The sequence below is a fragment of the Rhodococcus sp. BS-15 genome (assembly GCF_000813105.1).
Classification (GTDB): Bacteria; Actinomycetota; Actinomycetes; order Mycobacteriales; family Mycobacteriaceae; genus Rhodococcoides.
This window is the reverse complement of sequence record NZ_BAOX01000428.1, coordinates 1-2,930: the sequence shown is the minus strand read 5'-3', so window position 1 is coordinate 2,930 and position 2,930 is coordinate 1. Positions and strand designations below refer to the sequence as shown.

Sequence of the window (2,930 nt, the reverse complement as noted above, 5' to 3'; positions counted from 1 at the left end):
CCGGCCGGTCACCCGGTGGCCCGCGACCCACGTCGCGGTCGCCGTGCTCTCGATCCTCGTCCTGCTGGTGACCGGTTTCGCATGGCGCAGTGTCGACAGCCTGCGCTCCAACATCGCCACCGCGGGTGGTCTCGGTCTCGGCGGAGCCGCCGACGGTGCCGTCGACATTCTGATGGTCGGCACCGACAGTCGTACCGATGCCCACGGCAACGCGTTGTCCCCCGCGGAACTGGCGTCCCTCAATGCCGGCGAAGAGGTGGCGTCCAACACCGACACGATCGTGCTGATCCGCGTCCCGAACGACGGTTCGTCGGCCACCGCGATTTCCATCCCGCGAGACTCGTACGTCGAGGTACCCGGCATCGGAATGTCGAAGATCAACGCTGCGTACGGCGCGACCAAGGAGAACAAGCGGCTCGAATTGGTGGAGCAGGGTGTCACCGACGCCGATGCCGAATCCCAGGCCACCGAAGCCGGGCGCGAGGCCCTGATCGACTCCGTCGCCAACCTCACCGGTATCACCGTCGATCACTATGCCGAGGTGGGGCTGCTCGGTTTCGTGCTGCTGACCGATGCCGTCGGCGGTGTCGAGGTGTGCCTGAACAACCCTGTGCAGGAACCACTGTCGGGTGCGAACTTCCCGGCGGGCGTGCAGAAGCTCGCCGGTTCGCAGGCTCTGAGTTTCGTCCGTCAGCGGCACGATCTTCCCCGCGGAGATCTGGACCGCATCGTGCGCCAGCAGGTGTTCATGGCCTCGCTCGTGCGAAGTGTGCTCAGTGCCCAGACGCTGAGCAACCCCGGAAAACTGGGCCAACTCAGCACTGCGGTGCAGCGATCGGTGACGCTCGATTCCGATTGGGACATTCTGCAGTTCGCCACTCGCCTGCAGGATCTCGCCGGCGGCAAGGTCAAGTTCGAGACGATCCCGGCAGTCGACATCAATGCGACGACCGAGTTCGGCGAATCGATCGTGCAGGTCGATCCGGCTGCGGTGAAGAAGTACGTCGAAGGACTGCTCGGCGACGGCAATTCGGCAGAGACCAACGCCGAGGATTCGGACGCACCGGTTGTCGATCCGTCGACGGTGACGGTGGATGTCGCGAACGACAGCGGGATCGACGGACTCGCCAACGGTGTCGCCGGTTCGCTGACCGCATTGGGATATGTCGACGGCACCATCGGCAACTACGAGGGCACGTCGATCTCGGCAAGCCGCATCCAGGCTGCCGATGTGGACAGCGATGCCGCGCGCGCCGTCTCGACAGCGCTCGGCGGACTACAGATCACCGCCGACGACACGCTGTCGGCGGACACCGTGCGCGTGGTACTCGCGAACGACTACGCGGGGCCCGGCTCGGGTCAGGCCGCGACTGCGGAAACCATTGCTCCCGAATCGGGTACGGCGGTTCCCGAGGCACCGGCCGCTCCGATCGACGCCGGTTCAACCGGTCCGATGTGCGTCAACTGATCGGTACCGCTCACAGCGTGTGAATCGGTGTCGGCGAGCGTCATCTAGGGTCGTGGGGTGGCTTCGAATCTGACTCAGACCCTGCTCGACCCGATTCTCGCCGCCGATCCGGCCGGTCCGCGCGTGACGTTCTACGACGATGCGACCGGTGAGCGGGTCGAGGTGTCGGCGGTGACCCTCGCGAACTGGGCGGCCAAGACCGCCAATCTGTTGCGCGACGAGTTCGGCTTCGAGGTCGGTGGCAGGGTGAGTGTGCTGCTGCCCGCGCATTGGCAGACGGCTGCGGCGCTGCTGGGAATCTGGTGGGCAGGCGGGAGGTGGTCGTCGGGGCCGACGACTCCGCGGACGTGGCGATGGTGTCGGGTGATCGGCTCGACGAGTCGCCCGACGCAGACGAGGTGCTGGCGTTCTCGCTCGACGCATTCGGCAAGGCAGTCCCCGATCTGCCGATCGGTATGACCGATTACGCAACGTCGGTGCGGGTGCACGGCGATCAGTTCAGGGTCGCGGGTTCCGGGAGCGGAGGCGCGGCGCTGGACGGGCGTTCGGTGGACGAGGTACTCGCTGCCGCTCGTGAGCGAGCCGTCGCGCGGTCGTGGACGGCCTCGGACCGAGTCATGTCCAGCGCGTCCTGGACGACGGCCGACGAGCTGGTCGACGGTCTGCTCTCGGTTCTCGTCGTGGGTGCGTCACTGGTTCAGGTGGCCAATGCGGACGAGGCGAAGTCGCAGCGGCGCGCCGAGACCGAGAAGGTCACCGCCAATACTGCTCAGCCGGGCTGACGGTAGCCACCGTCGGCGAGTCCGGCCTCTATCTCGTACTTGTTCGCCGGGCCCCGATGTCGCGCTTCTTCGGCGAGGTAGCGGAACGGGAAGGTGAGCCCGAAGTTCGCCCATTGGTCCGCATGGACGGCCTCGTGCCGCAGTACCCGACGGGCGGTGTTGCCCTTCGTCAGATAGGCACCGCCGAATGTCGTTCCGCCGCGGCCGAACCCACCGCGCAGCCCGGTGCACACGAACAGGGAGAACTCGTCGTCGAAGCGCGCCGTGCCGCGCCAGAGCCGGGCATAGAGCAACGCCGACCGCGTCACGAACATGGACTGCCGACTACCGCGACCCGCGCGTCTGATCTGCTCGCTCCGAGACACGGCTGCGCTCACCCGAGCAGAGTGGTGCGCAGCGCTTTGTCCTTCTCCAGCACCATCGCCTCGAGTGAGGCCTGGAACGCAGACATCCGTTCTTGCAGAGCCGGATCGGACGCACCGAGAATCCGGACCGCGAGCAGCCCGGCGTTGCGTGCACCACCGATGGAGACCGTGGCCACGGGAACACCGGCAGGCATCTGGACGATCGAGAGCAGTGAGTCCATACCGTCGAGGTACTTCAGGGGCACCGGAACGCCGATGACCGGCAGCGGCGTCGCCGACGCGACCATGCCGGGCAGGTGGGCCGCTCCCCCCGCA

The 2,930-nt window shown here is 66.9% G+C and carries 3 protein-coding genes and 1 pseudogene; 2 read left to right on the top strand and 2 right to left on the bottom strand.

Annotated elements, in window-relative coordinates; genetic code table 11:
* Positions 1–43 precede the first annotated feature (43 nt).
* Together RHBS_RS26260 and RHBS_RS26255 are read left to right on the top strand one after the other, a co-directional pair.
* Positions 44–1,468, top strand: a complete 1,425-nt coding sequence (locus RHBS_RS26260) for an LCP family protein (RefSeq protein ID WP_128646836.1) — start codon at positions 44–46, stop codon at positions 1,466–1,468.
* Positions 1,469–1,525: 57 nt separating this feature from the next.
* Positions 1,526–2,250 (top strand): annotated as a pseudogene (locus RHBS_RS26255) (TIGR03089 family protein).
* Here the strand turns inward: RHBS_RS26255 and RHBS_RS26250 are convergent.
* Positions 2,238–2,564, bottom strand: coding sequence for a hypothetical protein (locus tag RHBS_RS26250; RefSeq protein ID WP_121870300.1), 327 nt, complete (start codon positions 2,562–2,564; stop codon positions 2,238–2,240). The pseudogene RHBS_RS26255 and the gene RHBS_RS26250 sit on opposite strands and share 13 nt — an antisense overlap.
* Before the next feature lie 59 nt (positions 2,565–2,623).
* A partial coding sequence (locus tag RHBS_RS26245; RefSeq protein ID WP_187298643.1) for an AIR carboxylase family protein occupies positions 2,624–2,930 on the bottom strand: 307 nt, incomplete at its 5' end.